Genomic DNA, 15,894 nt, shown 5'->3' with positions numbered 1-15,894 from the left:
TTAATTATTTTTTTTTCTGAAATTATTTTGAGGTGGTGTCTTTTTTCGTAGCGCCTTTATCATCATCATTATCAAACCAGGTAAAGGTCATATCGCGATATTCCATTGGGTTAATATCGAATCCGCGCACATTCTTGTGCACGAGACGATCATTCACTTCATAATAGATCGGCATGAGCGCCGCATCATTCATCGCCTGCTGATCTGCGCGATGAAAAAGATCGAGGCGTTTCACCGGATCTGCTTCTTTTGATGCTGCTTCATAAAGCGAATCAAAAGTTGCGCTCACATAACGAACTGAGTTGATCGATTCGCGTTCTTCAAGTTTCGCCGGAACATGTTTTCCATAGAGAATCGTAAGAAAAGTTTCCGGATCGGGATAATCGGCGATCCAACCCGTACGCCAGAAAAGTGCTTTTCCTGTTTCGAGAGTTTCGAGATGTTCTGCAAATGGCAATTGTGTAACATGAACAGAAATGCCGAGATTTTCTTTCAGTTGATTCACGACATAATCTGCAGTCATAGGATTTCTGTCGCCACCGCCGCTGTTGATCTGCAAAGTGATATCGGGAAATCCTTTTCCACCGGGATATCCTGCCTGCGCAAGAAGTTTACGCGCTTTATCAGGATCATAAGTATATCCAACGATAGTTTTTGAATCGTATCCCGGCAAACACGGAGGAACAACTCCGTAGATGGCAGGTGTTGCATCGCCCTGTAGAACTTTTTCTGCAATGTATTGGCGATTGATCGCATAATTGAATGCCTGTCGAACAAGAGAATTATTGAACGGTGGTAATTTATCCTGGAATCCGTAATACGTCAAACTCATCGCTTCGTTGCTCTGTATAGTAAAATCGGCTGCATGGTCTTTAGCACCGGAGAGTTCTCCCATGATATCTTTCGCCATTTCTACCGGTAAACGGAAAACCATATCGAGGTCTCCGCTGCGGAATGCAATGATCTCGGAACGTTTGTCCTTGATGAATTTAAATTCCACATTATCAAGATAAGGCAGGCGATTGCCATATTGATCAATTGCCCAGTATTTCGGATTTCTTTCGAGTACCACTGCATCTCCTTCACTGATGCTTTTCACTTTGAATGGTCCCGTTCCCACACAATGAATGCGCATGTCCTCGCCATATTTTGCAAATGCTTCTTTCGCGTAGATCCAGCAACCTTGTGTAGCAAGAATATTCAGGAAGCCGGGCATTGGTCCGCTCAAACGGATATCGATGGTAGAATCATTCGGAGCGGTTATACCCGAAACTCCTCCTGCGAGCGGACTGTTTTTTTCCGTGGAAGCAAAATAATCATTCGCACCTACAACGCGGTCTTTGAACGTATCGGGAAAATGCTGGTTGTTTGGAGAAACTGTGCAGATCCTGTCGAAACAATATTTAATATCGGCTGCAGTACATGCGCGTCCATTGCCACCAGCGAAGCATGGGTCATCATGAAAAACAACATTGTTGCGCAAATGAAAAACAAAATGTTTGGCGCTGTCGAGAATTTCCCATTTGTAAGCAATACCCGGCATGATGGTGAGATCTTTCGGATTGAACTTCACGATGCCTTCGTACACCTGTGCGCCTATGTGGCCGCTCACAATATCCACAATGTTCAGCGGAAAAAGTGTCCGGAAATCTTCCGTCTCATTCATCTTGAAAACTCCGCCATATTTTACGGGGCCCTTAGCGACAAGATTTTTGCCATCGTTCTGGTTATCGTCTCCGCAACTGTAAACAAGGGCTAAACCAAGCAGGGAGATCGCCAGGGAAATTTTTAAGCTTTTCATAGTGGAATTAGCGTTTTTCAGGAATCAGCGCCTAAAATACGGAAAATTACCTTTTGCACTGGAAAAATTGGGGAATTCGCTTTCTGCACTATAGATCGGCGAAAAACGGGTAGAAGATCAGGAGAATTTCAGAGGGAAACTACCCAAACCCAAAAATTCAAATTCCCAAACCCAAAAATCAAAAATTCAGAATTCCACTTCCACTGAAATGGGGCAATGATCAGAATGTTTTACTTCGGGCATAATGGAAGCTGATCGCAATTGTTTTTCCAATGCAGCACTGATCATGTGATAATCGATGCGCCACCCGAGATTACGCGCACGTGCATTCGCGCGGAAAGTCCACCACGTGTACTGATGTGGTTCGGGATGATAATGACGGAATGAATCAATGAATCCGCTGTTAATGAATTTTCCGATCCACGCTCTTTCTTCGGGAAGAAAACCGGATGATTTTGCATTGCTCACCGGATTGTGAATGTCGATCGGTTTGTGGCAGATGTTCCAGTCTCCGCCAATGATGAGCTTCATCCTTTTTTTCTTCAGCTTGTCAATGTACTGCTGAAAAAAATCCATGAATTCATATTTGAAATCCTGGCGCACATCGCCCGTTGTACCGGAGGGGAGGTATAAACTCATCACTGAAACATCGCCATAATCGGCGCGCAGCATTCTTCCTTCCGAATCGTATTTTTTATTTCCAGAACCGATTTCAATATGATCGGGTTTTGTTTTTGAAAGAATAGCCACACCGCTGTATCCTTTTTTTTCTGCCGGATTCCAGTAGCAATGTTTGTATCCTGCATTTTCGAAAACAGAAAGATCGAGCTGTCCCGGCTCCGCTTTTATTTCCTGAAGAAGAATAATATCAGGCGAATTTTTTTTTACCCAGTCTATCCATCCTTTATTGAGCGCAGCACGAATGCCATTTACATTGTAGGATATAATTTTTTTCATTCGTAAACGTTTAACAGTAGCCCCGAAAGATAGGCAGAAAGCAAAGCCACAAATTCCAAATCTCAAATCTCAAATTCCAAGAGTCAATCGAGTTAGTCCGGAATTTGAGATTTGGTATTTAGATAATGCACTACCTTTAATTTTACATCGATGCGGCGAAAAGTTTTTCTGTTTTTTTTCTTCCTGCTCTTTGCTGCGGGAAAAATTTCTGCGCAGGCTTCATCGTGGCGGGATAAATCCATCGCTGCAAAATCAGACACCGTTACACTCGACACACTCAGTATTGTTGCAACTACTTTCGAGATATCGTCGAACGGAAAAAAATTAGATTCCACCCAATACAAATTGCTTCCTGCTGAAGCAGAACTTGTTCTTTCTGCAAATGCACCGCACAATGATCTGCAGGTGCATTATGCCGTTTATCCATTGCTGTTCACGAAATCAAATTCGCACAAGGACGAAAAGACTTTCACCTCCAAACCCGATAACCGCATTGATCCGTTCCTCTATAAACCCGGGGAAACAACACTGGATGATCCGTTCGCTATGGGCGGACTCAATAAAAGCGGAAGTCTTTCGAGGGGAATTACATTCGGGAATACGCGCGATGTTTCTGTGAACTCCAGCCTCAACCTCCAGCTCAGCGGAAAAATTTCTGATGATGTCGATCTTACGATGGTGGCCACGGATGATAATCTTCCTATTCAGCCCGACGGTACCACGCAGCAATTGCAGGAGTTCGACAAAGTTTATATCCAGCTTTCGGGAAAAGGAACAAAACTCATTGCGGGAGATTTCACTGCCACGCGGCCCAGTTCTTATTTCATGAATTACAACAAACGCGGACAGGGACTGATGGTCACTTCCGAACAACATATTCTTAACGCAGCAAAAAAAGATTCTTCCGGAATTCTGAAAGTGAGCGGAAGTGTTGCGCTCTCAAAAGGGAAATTTGCACGCAATGTGATCCAGGGCATCGAAGGAAACCAGGGGCCGTATCGGTTGCACGGAGCGGAAAATGAATTTTTCATTGTGATTCTTTCCGGAACAGAAAAAGTTTTCATTGACGGAAAACAATTGATGCGCGGACAGGAAAATGATTACACCATCAATTACAACACAGGCGAGATCACTTTTACAGCGAAACAACTCATCACGAAGGACAAACGCATTACGGTAGAATTCCAGTACAGCGACAGGAATTATTCGCGCACGCTCGCCACCACGGGAATTGAATATGATGTGAAAGGATTTTCTGTGCGGCTCAATGCCTATTCAGAACAGGATGCAAAAAATCAACCGCTGCAACAAACATTGACCGATGATGACAAATTAAAAATGGCGGCGGTAGGTGATACACTTTTGCATGCCGTGGTTCCCGGAATTGACAGCGTTGCTTTTTCCGGCGATAAAGTTTTGTATAAAAAGACCGATACGCTCGTGAACAGCATTCTTTATTCCAATGTGTATGTGTATTCCATTTCTCCCGACAGCGCGCATTTCCGTTTGAGTTTTTCATACGTGGGTTTACACAATGGAAATTATGTGCAGTATTCCACTTCTGCCAATGGAAAAACTTTTCGCTGGATAGCGCCGGTGAACGGAGTTCTGCAGGGAGATTATGAACCGGTCATTCTCCTGATCACGCCGAAGAAAAAACAAATGGTGACATTGGGAGGAACCCTGCCTACTTCGCTTGGAAAATTTGAAACCGAACTCGCCTACTCTTCCTTCGATCAGAATACTTTTTCTCCTTTTGATTCGCAGGATGATAAAGGATACGGAGGAAATTTAAAATACACCAATGAATTCACGATGGGAAGTTCGCAACACCTCGGCGTGCAGGCGCACTACGAATACGTGAGCCGTTATTTTTCGCCGATCGAAAGATTCCGTCCTGTGGAATTCGAACGCGATTGGAATTTCGGTTACGGAAATTCTACGCCGCACATTCCCACTGCCGATCAGCATCTCGCCGGCGTTTCGCTCGATCTCAAAGGAAAAAAATCAAATGTCATCGGTTATGATTATTCCATGTTCGATGAAGGAACTGCTTTCCGCGGAGCGAAAAATGCGGTGAATGTGAATTGGGCCGATAAAAAAACTTCTGTGACCGGAAAAGCAAGTGTGCTGGAGACCACCGGAATTTTCGGCAACAGTTCTTTCATCCGTCAGAATGTAAAAATTACAAGAGCGATCTATAAAAAATGGAGCGTTGCCGGATCTGAATCGCAGGAAATGAATCGTTCAGTGCGCGCAGGAAATGATTCGCTCATTTTGCCAAGCGCAGGATTTTTCGAATGGGAAGGTGATCTCAATTACAACGATTCTTCGAAACGCACACTGACTTTTTTTTACAAACAACGCAGCGATCTTCTTCCTGATCACGCATCACTCTCGCGCGCTACGTTCGCAGAAAATTTCGGGAGTACAGTAGAGATGAGAAAAAATCCTGATCGTGATCTTCGTGTAACGGCGAGTTACAGGAAACTCGATATCAATTCTCCGCTGCTCACTTCGCAACAACCGGATAATACAGTTGTGGGAAGAGCAGAATATAATCTGCGAATGTGGAAAGGAGTGGTGAGCACTACCACTTTTTACGAAACCGGTTCGGGACTCGAAGTGAAAAAAGAATATTCCTACATAGAAGTTCCGGCAGGGCAGGGAAGTTACACGTGGACCGATTACAATGGCGATGGCGTGAAACAACTGAATGAATTTGAAACGGCGTTGTACAGCGACCAGGCAAATTACATCCGTGTTTTCACTCCCACGAATCAATATGTGAAAGTTTACACGAATCAGTTCAGCCAGAGTTTAAATTTAAAACCTGCTGTGAAATGGGCGAATGAAAAAGGCGTAAAAGGATTTGCGGGAAAATTTTCCGATATGGCTTCGTACCGCGTAGACCGGAAAACAATGAGCAACGATCCCGCGCACATTTACGTGCCCACGGTGGATGACGCGCGCGACACGCAACTCGTGACGCTGAATTCCACAATAAGAAACACGATTACGTTCAACCAGCTCAGCAGTAAATTCGGAATAGAACATACGTACCAGGATGTGCGCGGAAAAAATTTGCTTACAAACGGGCTCGAGTCGCGCGCGAACACGTATCATGATGTGCACGTGCGCTGGAACATGACGAAATCACTTTCGCTGGTGAATGATCTGCGCGACGGACACAAGAGCAGTTCTTCCGAATTTTTTTCCACGAGAAATTATCGAATTCATTACACCGAAACAGAAAATAAATTCAGCATTCAGCCCGGTACTACTTTCCGCGTGAGTTTCAGTTATCGTTACTCCATGAAAAAAAATCTTCCGGAATATGGAAATGAAAATGCGGTGGTGCAGAAATTCGGAACGGAAGTAAAACTGAGTAAACTTTCGAAAGGAAGTTTTGTTGCCGAAGGAAATTATTACCGCATCACTTATTCCGGCGTAGTGAATTCTTCAGTTGGCTATGACATGCTAGAAGGGCTGAAGCCGGGAGAAAATTTTACGTGGCGTATTACGTGGCAGCGTTCACTCGCGACAAATCTTCAATTGACATTGGGGTATGAAGGAAGAAAAACTCCGGGATCGATCGTGGTGCATTCCGGAACAGCGCAGGTGAGAGCGATTTTTTAGTTAATGGTGTGAGAAGATTATCTGTGAGATCTGTATGAGAAATTTGTAGGCGGGGAAAGCAGTTGTCAGTTTTCTGTTGACAGTTGTTGGTTTGTATGGGACAGTTTTTTCAAAAGGATGTTTTTTCCTATTTGAATAAATAGCTTTGAGATGATGAAAAGGGCAATTTTCATATTTGCGTTGAGCCTTCTGTTTGTGCCTGTTTTCGGACAAAGCGACAGTGACTATTTTAATTTTCCGGATACCGTTCGATCTGCTCTTATGCAGAAAATGGTGGTGAAGAATCTGGATAGTTTGAAAATAGATTTCGTGGACACATTTTATAAGCCACATTGTTACCTGGTAGAATTAAATAGCGGAACGTGGGAATATTCTTATTCAATAGCAATGAAAGTTGATAGTGTATGGAATATTTATGCTCTTCCTGAAATAGCTGGAAGTGCCAGCTTTTACAAGGCTCAGAGAGTAATGTTTGATACGATCGGGAATAAGGAATTGCTTTTAAGATTTGTTTCTATGATTGGTAATACGAATAGAACTTCTGGCGATGGTTGGGGTGAAAAGCAGGAAACGGTATTTCTCATCAATCCGGATAATATGGTTCTTCTGTTTTCTGTCGAAAATTATTTCAGTCACATCCAATGGTCTGGCGATGGCGGGGAAATGGATAATGAGTGTGATCATTATACACTTGCGATCACACCTGGGAAGATCGTCCTCAAGCAAACAGGAAATTGTAATGATTTTGGTGAAGAGATCTTCGGCAAAATTTCTGACCCTTTGATCGTAACGTATTTTTACAATGGAATTTGTTTCTTTCGTGAGAAATGATCTGTGAAATCCGTGGGACACTTTTGCCGCAGAGCCGCGGGGGCGCAGAGGTTCACGGAGAAATTACTTTGCGACCTAATCAGACTTTGCGAAAAAAAATTTGGTCTGTGGAAAATGTGAGAAGCGGTTGGTCAGTCGGGTTTGTAGATAATATTCATTTCATCCGTTTCAGACCCCTCATAATTACATGGAATAGAAGAGACGACCCTATGTGCGGCAATCAATCTTCCATGAGAATCAAACTTGTATGTCGTAATTGCATTTTCTGTATCGATAGCGCAATTAAAATCATATGGAAAATAATTATGGACGATCCATATTTGCGTTTGAGAATAATGATCAATACTGACAGATTTAATTCCTGTTATTTCCTGAAAAAGTATCAAAGAGTCGTTTCGGATGTTGTATTGCCTTGTGACGCCTGAGCTGTCTGTAAGCGGACGCGATGTCGAATAGAGCTTTCTTCCATCCGAGAATTCGGTAAGAAATGTGGTATTTTTCCTGGCCGAATCCGATACAGACTTACAACGCTCATCATCATAATCAGATTCAATAATAGTATATCCTGAAGAGTCTCGAGTTATGGAATTTCCATATTTGATAACTTCGTTTTTGTCCAAATCATATTCAAAAATTTCATCATTCCGAATAACGCCGTAACACTTATTTCTGAGCCCAAATTTCTGTTCAACCAGTGAGTCATTGAAGAACCTCCACTTGATCTTTTCTTTCCAGGATCTTTCGTGAGGGCGTTGAGAAGATTTGATGATCATGGTCACTGATTCGGAATGATTTTTCCACGCATGAATTAGTAAAGAATCAATTTCGGTTTGGAAAACGAGTGTCCCTTCACTCGTCTCTTGTGAAAACAAATCAGTTGAAATCAAAAAGAGGAATAAAATAAAAACTCGTTGCATTGCTGAATTTATTCTATAACGCAAGACTCGCAAAAAGCCACAACGTCCACTGGAAGTCACGAACTGATTTTGCTGCTAAGAACTTATTGCGCATAGCCCGATAGCAGGGAGCTCCGTCGACCGGATAGCCGGGAAGAAGGTTTTTTGAAACACTGCAGTTGCGCTCCTAATCAGTTGTCAGTAATAGTTGTCAGACTAAGCCCTGAGCCTGTCGAATGGGTCGAAGGTTGCTATTCAAGCACCAGCCCGCACGTACCGATCATCACTTTGTCAGCGTAGATCTCGATGATATATTTTCCCGGAGGAAGCGTGGTATCTTTTGCAACGTGGCAATTCACGAGCGCGGTCATCGGTTGATTTTCGTAATCGATGGTTTTTTTTGCAGCGAAGTAGGCCGTGGTTTGTCCGAATGAAAATTGGTGATCAGCATCTTTCGATTCGGTCATTTCCTGCGCATCGGGTTGAATGACGCGAATGAAAATATCTTTGTTGCCCGCAACGGTGAGATCATTATCCGCAATATCGAACGTGACTTTGATCTTGTCCACTTTACCCGCTTTCGTGGTCTCGGTATCTTTTTTTCCATTCTTCGACGACTTCACTCCCACTGCTTTTACATTGAGCGTACTCAGCATGGCAGCGCGATCAATGCGGTTCTGCAGTTTGTCTTTATCAGTTTGAATTTGATTTGATTTATCTTTTTCCTTATCGAGTTGTGTGAGCACTTCCTGTTTTTCCACAATGAGTTTTCCGTTGAGTTGGTTAAGCGAATCGATGGTACGCACATACCCTTTCATGATCTCGCGCAGTGTATTCGTTTCTTTTTTCAGTTTTGCAATGATGTAAGCATCGTTCTGGTGTTTGTCGGCAACGACGAGAAGTGAGTCGATATATTTTTTCTTTGCATCGAGTTCTGCATTCAGATTCTTGTCGTCGGTTTGCAATGCGTCGTATTGTGTGCGGAGTTCCTGCAGATCGGTTTTCACATTGTCGCGTTCTTTCACCACCTGTTCAATGGTGATCTCGTGTGTGGCAACGATCGTTTTCAATTCTTTGTAACGGAATGAAAGGAAAACACATAGTCCTGCGAGCAGAAAAATGATCGTGAGATAAATGGCATGGATCTTTCCGTTGCCTTTTTCCTTTTCTTTTTTTGGTTGATCTTCCATTTGAATGTTCGCTGTTTTATTCAGCAAAAAATATTCCCTTTATTTGCAACAAAATTACGCTTTTATGCCATCGGCTGCCATCAAACAATATACACAGGGCTTTGTTAGTCTTTTTTATCCTTCACTCTGTGCGGCGTGCAATGCTGCGCTGGTAAAGAATGAAAGATCTATTTGCACGGCTTGTCATTTGACTCTTCCGCGCTCGGGCGATGAGCTTTTCCCCAATGAAAATCCGGTGGCAAAAGTTTTCTGGGGCCGGTTGAAACTCGAAGCGGCCGTTTCGTGTTACCTGTTTTCGCAGGGAGGAAATGTGCAGGAACTAATCCATCGTCTGAAATACAACGGAAGGCGTGATGCGGGAATTGTGTCCGGAAGAATTTTTGGAAATGAACTGAAAGAATTAACGCCGTTTAACAACGCTTCATTGGTAATTCCGGTTCCTCTGCATTATAAAAAATTAAGAAAACGAGGATACAACCAGGCGGCCTGTTTCGGGGAAGGACTTGCAGAAGGGCTTGAAATTCCAATGAAAGAAAATATTTTATTGCGATTGGATGCAACCGATACACAAACAAGAAAAAGCCGTGAAGCGCGGTGGAAAAATGTGGAAGATGTTTTTGTGGTAAGAGAAAAAGAAAAATTAGAAGGGAAACATCTCATTCTTGTGGATGATGTGATCACCACCGGCGCGACAATCGAAGCGTGCGCAATTCCCTTACTGAAAATTGAAGGCGTTAAATTGTCGGTGGTTTCACTGGCATCTGCCAGAGATTGATTCGATTGTTAACTGCCGCTGACAACTCATTACCGTACTCTTTCCCTTGCGGCCGCATGCGCCTGGTATTCGCGCGGAGTTTTGCCCGTTACTTTCCGGAACACGCGATTGAAGTGTGATACATTTCCGAATCCGCAGGCGTAGGCAATTTCTGCAACGAGTTTATCGTCGGCCGATTTTAATTTCCGGCACGCCTGTTCCACCCGCACTTCATTGAGAAAAGTAACATACGTTTTGCGTGTATGCTTTTTAAAGAAGCGGCAAAATGCTTCGGGCGTCATGTGCACGACTTCGGCGGCGTTACCCACACTCACTTCTTTGCTGAAATTTTTTAAAGTGAAATCGTAAATGGAATGCATACGCGATCCTTCTTTTTCCGTGAGCTGGTGGCCAACGGGTTCATCGGAAAGCGGAAGATGTTTGCTGTGATTGAGTGCAAGATCCATCAGTTGGAGAAATGCAGTGAGTTTCTGGATTCCACTCTGCACGCGTATGCGCAGGAACGCTTCGGTCATTGCCACATAATCATCCGGCTCAATTCTGAATCCGCGCACAGAACGAACAGCAAATTGTTTGAGGCCTTCCAGTTCCGGAAGATTGGCAAGAATATTTTTTGTTTCAGAAACGTCGAAGTAAACGGAAATACTCTGCGCTTTCAGCCAGTTTTTGTTGGTGAAATAAATAGGATCGCAACGGAAAACGTGCGGCTGATTGGGGCCGAACCAAAAAATATCTCCCGAACCAAAATGGCCGGTGTAATTTCCGGCAAGTAATGTTCCTTCACCTTTGAGGATCCACGTTAGCTGCACTTCATTATGCTGATGGAGATAGGTGTAAAAATACTGCTCGATCTCTTCTTCCACGATGATCGTACTATCGCCATTAAGTGGAATTTTGAAGGGAAGTGCTTTCATCGTATTGGTAAAATCAGGAACATTAATGATGCAATTTTAATCTTAATTGTCTGCTATGTTACAGCAATGCGTCAAGATTAGCAAATAATTTGCTAAAATCTGAATACGCTTTTGTAACTGACAGCAATAGATTTGTGAACTGCATAATTCCAAAGGGGTTTTGGGTTCAGCCAACTGGCTGGATAATTAGGCAGTGGGTGAATGAGGTCTTTGTTCAACATTCGCTCAGCACATCAGTTGCAGCGATCGGAAGGGAACCGGTCGCTGTTTTTTTTAGCCACAAATTAGCGCGGATTTTTTTTCTGAACTTTTTTAGAGAAAATCACATCAGCACACTTGTCCGCCGAAACTACAGTGAAGGAGGATTATTTTTTCTTCGCTACAAAAATCCAATCCCACGGATGCGGCCCTTTCAGATTTTTTGGCACATCGTCCATTTCGGTTTCCCATCCGTATTGCGCTTTCGTTCGCTCCACCACCTGCAGTTTATTCTGCGCGAGGAGCGATTCGTATTCTTCGCCAATGAAATGTTTAGTGGGAACATCGCCCACTTTCACTACGCCATCAGTAAGTGAAATAAAATCTTTTTTAATTTTATTGCCGACATAATTTCTGCTTTGTGCGGAAGTATAGCCCGCAGCAATTCTCAGCTCAATTAATTTCTGGTAAACGAAAAGAATGGATTCCATTGAAGGGATCACAGAAATAAAATGTCCGTCCCTGCGGATCGTACCGGAAACTGTCGCGATCATTTTCTTCAGCAATTCAGGTTGATGTGAGATCAGCACATTCGCAGCGACAGCCACATCGCATTTTTTTTTTCAGCGGTTTGGTGAGATCGTGTACAAAGAATTCTGCGTTTTTAATTTTCCGGTGTTTGCGCGAAGCAACTGCAATGCACTTCGGAGAAAAATCGCTTGCCGAAACAAATTTTGAAATGGAAGAAAGAAAAGGAACGAATCCGCCTACACCACAACCATAATCGGCAACCACATCTTTTTTCGAAATATATTTTTTCAGCGTTTTAAAAAGTGTTTCCGTTTTATCGTCGTGCAATGAACTCGTGATGTCTTTTTCAAAAGTTTTAGCGAGGTTGTCCCAGTGATTAACATTCATGTTTTACGAATTACGGATCTTCGAATATACGAATGGGGGATGGAAGATGCACTTGGTTTTGGTATTCGGGCAATGCATCATTTCCCATTAGTGGAATAAGTCCAACCTCCATCTTCCATTCGTATATTCGCATATCCCTAAAATCTGTAATTCGCTATCCAATGCCGATAATCAAACCGCTGAAAAATCTTCCGCCACTCAAACGCAGTGAACTCAACCATGAATTTGCCGATTATGTCTGGTACAAAAATCTTTTTAAAGACGATGAAGTGGAAGCGATCCGCGCGATGTGGGATGAAGAAAAAGTGATCGATGCTAAAGTGAATGAATCGGGAAAACAATCGGAAAAAGAAAATCTGCGCAAGTCGAAAATTATTTTCCTTCCGCCCGGGCCAGACACCGACTGGATCTATGATCGCCTCGCGCTCGCATGCAAGCAGGCGAATGCGAACCGCTACAAGTTCGACATCGCCGGTTATCAAACCGAATTGCAACTGGCGAAATACAGTGAAGGACATTTTTTCGACTGGCACATGGATTTCGGCGCAGGCGATGTATCGAACCGCAAACTTTCCATTACCGTTCAGTTGTGCGATGAAAATGAATATGAAGGAGGCGATTTACAATTTATGATCAACCAGGATCCTTTCACCGCAACAAAATCAAAAGGAACTGCAATTATTTTTCCTTCTTTCGGATTGCATCGCGTTACGCCGGTCACCAAAGGAACAAGAATGTCAATTGTGGGATGGATAGCAGGGCCGCATTACCGTTAGGGAGGATTACAATTTTCTCAGTACATTTTTCATGCTCACTTTTTCTTCAATGATTTTCGGTAATTGTTCAATGGCCATTCGTTCCTGTTTCATCGTATCTCTTTCACGAATGGTAACTGTGTTGTCAGTTAAAGTCTGGTGATCGACGGTGATGCAGTATGGCGTTCCTATGGCATCCTGGCGGCGATAACGTTTTCCGATAGAATCTTTTTCTTCTGACGTGATGAGGTGATCGAATTTTAAAAGGCCGATGATCTCATTTGCTTTTTCGGGCAATCCATCTTTATTCACCAATGGAAGAATGGCTGCTTTGATGGGTGCGAGAAATGCAGGAAAATTCATTACCACGCGTTCGCTCCCGTCATTAAGTTTTTCTTCCGTGTATGCGTGCGAGAGCATAGCGAGAAACATGCGGTCGAGCCCGATGGAAGTTTCCACAACGTACGGAACGTAACTTTGATTCAGTTCCGGGTCGAAGTATTGTAATTTTTTTCCGGAGAATTGTTCGTGCTGCCGAAGATCAAAATCACTTCTCGAATGAATTCCTTCCAATTCCTTGAATCCGAATGGAAATTCAAATTCAATATCGCATGCCGCTTTTGCATAATGCGCGAGTTTGAGATGATCATGAAAACGATATTTGTTTTCCGGAAATCCCAATGAGCGGTGCCAGTTCATTCGTGCCGCTTTCCATTTTTCATACCATTCGCTTTCTGTTCCGGGCCTCACGAAGAACTGCATTTCCATCTGTTCGAATTCGCGCATGCGGAAAATAAATTGCCGCGCAACAATTTCATTTCGGAACGCTTTTCCTGTTTGTGCAATGCCGAACGGAATTTTCATTCGTCCCGTTTTCTGCACATTGAGAAAATTCACAAAAATTCCCTGCGCAGTTTCCGGACGGAGATAAATCGTATTCGAATCTTCAGCAACAGATCCAAGTTGTGTAGCGAACATTAAATTGAATTGACGCACATCAGTCCAGTTGCGGCTTCCGCTTACCGGACAAACAATTTCAAGATCGATGATGATCTGTTTCATCGCCTCCATATCATTCGCTTCCATCGCAGCTTTGAAACGCGCATTGGTATCGTCAATTTTTTTCTGGTATTCCACCACACGCGCATTCGTGGAGCGAAACATTTTCTCATCGAAATTCTCGAAACGTTTCGCAGCTTTCTCTACTTCCTTTTTTATTTTGTCTTCCACTTTCGCCATCGCATCTTCTATCAGCACATCGGCGCGATACCGTTTTTTAGAATCTTTATTATCAATGAGCGGATCGTTGAATGCATCCACGTGGCCGGAAGCTTTCCAAATGGTTGGATGCATGAAAATGGCCGCATCTATTCCCACAATATTTTCGTGAAGCTGCACCATGGCTCTCCACCAGTATTCGCGGATATTTTTTTTCAGTTCCGCTCCATATTGGCCATAATCATAAACTGCGCTGAGCCCGTCGTAAATTTCGCTCGATGGAAAAATAAATCCGTATTCCTTCGAATGAGAAATAATATTTTTGAAAAGATCTTCCTGATTGGCCATGATCGCAAAGATAGTTGGGAGGATGGAGTTTGGAGTCAGGAGCCGGGAAAAAAATAAATGGCAATTTCTTCCATCCGTACTCCCAACTCCCAACTCCCAACTAATTATTATCTTTCCATGAATGAAATTCATCCGGCCAGCTGTATTTTTTCTGATCCTGCTTCCCTGTCTTATTCCGGGAAATATTTCTGCGCAAACCAAAATGATCGATTCGCTGCAGAATGCGCTGCATAGTGTAAAAAGTGATTCTGCTTACGTGGAAGTATTGCTGCATCTCTCGAAAGAATACATGAGCGTCGATAGTTCCGTTCAATCGAGAAAAAATGCCGAGCACGCACTTGCGGTGGCGCAGGGCGCACACTACATGCGCGGAATTTTCCAGGCCACTTCCGATCTCGGAACAATTTATCTTGATCTCGGCGATTACACGAAAGCGCTGGAAATGGAATTCAAATGTCTCGCTTATGCCGACAGTTCGAATGACCTGGTGAAGATCGCTGCAACGAATAACTCCATTGGAATTATTTACTGGTACCAGTCGAACCTGGATAAAGCGCTCGAGTATTACATGAAAGCGCTCGACATTCAGAAACAACGCAAAGACACGGTTGGAATTTCGGGATCGCTGAATAACATTGGCATCGTTTGTAAGAATAAAGGCGATACTGCAAAAGCGCTTTTCTATTATCGCCAGGCGCTTGATCTGAGTATGCGCGTGAATAATAAAAGAGGAATGGCCAACACTTATAATAATCTCGGCGCCTTATTTGAATTGAGAAACGATCTTGATCGCGCACTGAATTATTTTCAGCGTTCACTTTACATCCGCCAGGAGATCAATGATAAGATCGGCATTTCCACATCGCTCACCAACATCGGTGATCTTTACCTTGCTAAAAAAGAATATGAGAAAGCCGAGCAGTATGAACTCGACGGACTCGGTATTTCAAGGGAGATCGGCGATCTCGAAGGAATAAAAGCGGCCTGCAGTTCACTCAGCGAAATTTATGCGGGAATGAAAGACGGAATGAAAGCGCTGAAGTTTTATCAGGAATATATTGCTGCGCGCGATTCGCTTTCGAACGAAGAAGGAAAACACAATATGGAAAAAATGGAAATGCGTTTCCAGTATGAGAATGATAAACTCGCATTGAAAAAAGACACGGAGAAACAACAGGCGCTTGCAGAATCGGAAAAAAGAAAACAGGGATTCATCATCATCGCCGTATCGGCCGGGCTTGTCATGGTGCTTATTTTTCTCGCATTCATCCTGAATCGTTTCCGTTTAACCCGCCGTCAGAAACAGATCATCGAAAAACAAAAAGTGATCGTGGAAGAAAAAAATGAGGAGATCACCGCAAGTATTCAGTACGCAAAACGGATACAGGAATCGCACCTGCCCACCGAAAAATTCATTGAGAAAACGCTGAAGCGGCTAAGGGGTGGTGAGTAGC

13 protein-coding genes are annotated in these 15,894 nt (G+C 43.3%); 5 read left to right on the top strand and 8 right to left on the bottom strand.

The genetic code is table 11. The annotated features are described in order from the left end of the window. Positions 1 to 22: 22 nt before the first annotated feature. Positions 23 to 1,801: an ABC transporter substrate-binding protein gene (locus HY064_10900; protein MBI3511162.1), complete on the bottom strand. Its 1,779-nt coding sequence runs from the start codon at positions 1,799 to 1,801 to the stop codon at positions 23 to 25. A gap of 186 nt (positions 1,802 to 1,987) precedes the next feature. Then, positions 1,988 to 2,758 carry an exodeoxyribonuclease III gene (gene xth / locus HY064_10895; protein MBI3511161.1) on the bottom strand — a complete coding sequence of 257 codons (771 nt, stop codon included), beginning with the start codon at positions 2,756 to 2,758 and terminating at the stop codon, positions 1,988 to 1,990. A gap of 150 nt (positions 2,759 to 2,908) precedes the next feature. On the opposite strand from xth, the gene HY064_10890 reads away from it, so the two are divergent. Both HY064_10890 and HY064_10885 read left to right on the top strand, forming a co-directional pair. Then, positions 2,909 to 6,397: a hypothetical protein gene (locus HY064_10890; protein ID MBI3511160.1), complete on the top strand. Its 3,489-nt coding sequence runs from the start codon at positions 2,909 to 2,911 to the stop codon at positions 6,395 to 6,397. Between the two features lie 180 nt (positions 6,398 to 6,577). Continuing rightward, positions 6,578 to 7,228, top strand: a complete 651-nt coding sequence (locus HY064_10885; protein ID MBI3511159.1) for a hypothetical protein — start codon at positions 6,578 to 6,580, stop codon at positions 7,226 to 7,228. Between the two features lie 131 nt (positions 7,229 to 7,359). On the opposite strand, the gene HY064_10880 is transcribed toward HY064_10885, so the two are convergent. Beyond that, positions 7,360 to 8,205 (bottom strand): hypothetical protein, encoded by an 846-nt coding sequence (locus tag HY064_10880; protein MBI3511158.1) that lies wholly within the window; start codon positions 8,203 to 8,205, stop codon positions 7,360 to 7,362. 170 nt (positions 8,206 to 8,375) lie between these two features. Beyond that, the gene (locus HY064_10875) at positions 8,376 to 9,314 is read right to left on the bottom strand and encodes a hypothetical protein (GenBank protein ID MBI3511157.1); all 939 of its coding nucleotides are present in this window, start codon (positions 9,312 to 9,314) and stop codon (positions 8,376 to 8,378) included. Between the two features lie 64 nt (positions 9,315 to 9,378). Between HY064_10875 and HY064_10870 the strand changes: the two genes are divergently transcribed. Further along, positions 9,379 to 10,089 (top strand): ComF family protein, encoded by a 711-nt coding sequence (locus tag HY064_10870; GenBank protein ID MBI3511156.1) that lies wholly within the window; start codon positions 9,379 to 9,381, stop codon positions 10,087 to 10,089. A gap of 29 nt (positions 10,090 to 10,118) precedes the next feature. Here HY064_10870 and HY064_10865 read toward each other — a convergent pair whose 3' ends face one another. The 3 genes from HY064_10865 to HY064_10855 all read right to left on the bottom strand — a co-directional run bounded on the left by HY064_10865 (position 10,119) and on the right by HY064_10855 (position 12,119). Further along, on the bottom strand, positions 10,119 to 11,003 hold the full coding sequence (locus HY064_10865; protein MBI3511155.1) for a helix-turn-helix transcriptional regulator: 885 nt from the start codon (positions 11,001 to 11,003) through the stop codon (positions 10,119 to 10,121). 365 nt (positions 11,004 to 11,368) lie between these two features. Beyond that, the gene (locus HY064_10860) at positions 11,369 to 11,809 is read right to left on the bottom strand and encodes a hypothetical protein (protein ID MBI3511154.1); all 441 of its coding nucleotides are present in this window, start codon (positions 11,807 to 11,809) and stop codon (positions 11,369 to 11,371) included. Next, a complete protein-coding gene (locus HY064_10855; GenBank protein MBI3511153.1) occupies positions 11,769 to 12,119 on the bottom strand; it encodes a class I SAM-dependent methyltransferase in 351 nt (116 codons plus the stop codon). Before HY064_10855 ends, HY064_10860 begins: the two co-directional genes overlap by 41 nt. Positions 12,120 to 12,280: 161 nt before the next feature. Between HY064_10855 and HY064_10850 the strand changes: the two genes are divergently transcribed. Beyond that, positions 12,281 to 12,895: a 2OG-Fe(II) oxygenase gene (locus HY064_10850; protein MBI3511152.1), complete on the top strand. Its 615-nt coding sequence runs from the start codon at positions 12,281 to 12,283 to the stop codon at positions 12,893 to 12,895. Between the two features lie 6 nt (positions 12,896 to 12,901). Here the strand turns inward: HY064_10850 and HY064_10845 are convergent, their stop codons facing one another. After that, a complete protein-coding gene (locus tag HY064_10845) occupies positions 12,902 to 14,440 on the bottom strand; it encodes a glycine--tRNA ligase (protein MBI3511151.1) in 1,539 nt (512 codons plus the stop codon). A 121-nt stretch (positions 14,441 to 14,561) separates the two neighbouring features. Between HY064_10845 and HY064_10840 the strand changes: the two genes are divergently transcribed. Beyond that, positions 14,562 to 15,893 carry a tetratricopeptide repeat protein gene (locus tag HY064_10840; protein ID MBI3511150.1) on the top strand — a complete coding sequence of 444 codons (1,332 nt, stop codon included), beginning with the start codon at positions 14,562 to 14,564 and terminating at the stop codon, positions 15,891 to 15,893. The last annotated feature ends 1 nt before the right edge of the window (position 15,894 follow it).

Source organism: Bacteroidota bacterium (assembly GCA_016194975.1).
GTDB lineage: Bacteria > Bacteroidota > Bacteroidia > Palsa-965 > Palsa-965.
Note: the sequence above shows the minus strand (reverse complement) of the source record. Positions and strands in the feature narration are given on the sequence as shown.

What these genes read in the sequence shown, in the direction of transcription:
- HY064_10890 (MBI3511160.1), top strand. Translation starts at nt 2,909, where the DNA reads ATGCGGCGAAAAGTTTTTCTGTTTTTTTTCTTCCTGCTCTTTGCTGCG.
- HY064_10900 (MBI3511162.1), bottom strand. Translation starts at nt 1,801, where the DNA reads ATGAAAAGCTTAAAAATTTCCCTGGCGATCTCCCTGCTTGGTTTAGCC.
- HY064_10840 (MBI3511150.1), top strand. Translation starts at nt 14,562, where the DNA reads ATGAAATTCATCCGGCCAGCTGTATTTTTTCTGATCCTGCTTCCCTGT.
- HY064_10870 (MBI3511156.1), top strand. Translation starts at nt 9,379, where the DNA reads ATGCCATCGGCTGCCATCAAACAATATACACAGGGCTTTGTTAGTCTT.
- xth (MBI3511161.1), bottom strand. Translation starts at nt 2,758, where the DNA reads ATGAAAAAAATTATATCCTACAATGTAAATGGCATTCGTGCTGCGCTC.
- HY064_10875 (MBI3511157.1), bottom strand. Translation starts at nt 9,314, where the DNA reads ATGGAAGATCAACCAAAAAAAGAAAAGGAAAAAGGCAACGGAAAGATC.
- HY064_10850 (MBI3511152.1), top strand. Translation starts at nt 12,281, where the DNA reads ATGCCGATAATCAAACCGCTGAAAAATCTTCCGCCACTCAAACGCAGT.
- HY064_10845 (MBI3511151.1), bottom strand. Translation starts at nt 14,440, where the DNA reads ATGGCCAATCAGGAAGATCTTTTCAAAAATATTATTTCTCATTCGAAG.
- HY064_10855 (MBI3511153.1), bottom strand. Translation starts at nt 12,119, where the DNA reads ATGAATGTTAATCACTGGGACAACCTCGCTAAAACTTTTGAAAAAGAC.
- HY064_10865 (MBI3511155.1), bottom strand. Translation starts at nt 11,003, where the DNA reads ATGAAAGCACTTCCCTTCAAAATTCCACTTAATGGCGATAGTACGATC.